This window comes from Tessaracoccus sp. SD287 (genome assembly GCF_017355265.1).
In the GTDB taxonomy this organism is placed as follows: domain Bacteria; phylum Actinomycetota; class Actinomycetes; order Propionibacteriales; family Propionibacteriaceae; genus Aestuariimicrobium.
This window is the reverse complement of the sequence record NZ_JADIJQ010000064.1, coordinates 1-851: the sequence shown is the minus strand read 5'-3', so window position 1 is coordinate 851 and position 851 is coordinate 1. Positions and strand designations below refer to the sequence as shown.

General features: G+C 67.3%; 1 protein-coding gene. It reads right to left on the bottom strand.

Annotation, left to right across the window (positions count from 1 at the left end):
* On the bottom strand, positions 1 to 695 hold a 695-nt coding region (locus tag IPV09_RS14005; protein ID WP_207475965.1), incomplete at its 3' end, for a hypothetical protein.
* Positions 696 to 851: the final 156 nt, after the last annotated feature.

Below are 851 nucleotides of genomic sequence, written 5' to 3'. Positions count from 1 at the left end.
CCGATCATCACGACCACGGCTGTCCCCACCACGGAAACCACCAGGACGCTCATCACGACCACGACTGTCGCCGCCACGGAAACCACCCGCACGATCATCACGACCACGACTCTCGCCGCCACGGAAACCACCAGGACGATCATCACGACCACGACTCTCGCCGCCACGGAAACCACCAGGACGATCATCACGACCACGACTGTCGCCGCCACGGAAACCACCCGCACGATCATCACGACCACGACTCTCGCCGCCACGGAAACCACCCGCACGATCATCACGACCACGACTGTCGCCACCACGGAATCCACCGGCGCGATCATCACGCCCAGCGTCACGGCTCCACCCACGACCCTCGGGACGTGAATCAGAACGCTCGGAGAAGCGGTCGGCGGCGCCACTGCGGCGGTTCTGGAATCCGTCACCAGACCCACCACGCGTGTCGCGCTCTGCGCCCGGGCGATCCTGCCACGGGCGGCCGGATCCACTCCCTCGACCAAAGCCGGCGTCGCCACCGCGGTCAGGTCGTCCCGCACCCTGGCCTCCACGGTCATCACGCTGGGGACGATTCGGCCACCCACCAGAGGGGCGTTCGCCACGATCGCTGAAGCTGCGTCGCTCGGTGCCACCTCGGCCGGAGCGCTCCCACGGCCGCTGACCACCCGAGAATCCGCCGCCGCGCCGATCACCGTCATTACGGTTCTGGCGATCCCCCGAGCGATCACCATGCTTGTCTCGGTCGCCGCGCTCGCCGGCCGGTCGTTCCTGCGGATCCATCATGTTCTTATCCTGCCTCAGTTGTGGTGGTGCTGCATCCGCAGTTGCCAGATGCCCCGGGCGTGCCCGGGCAG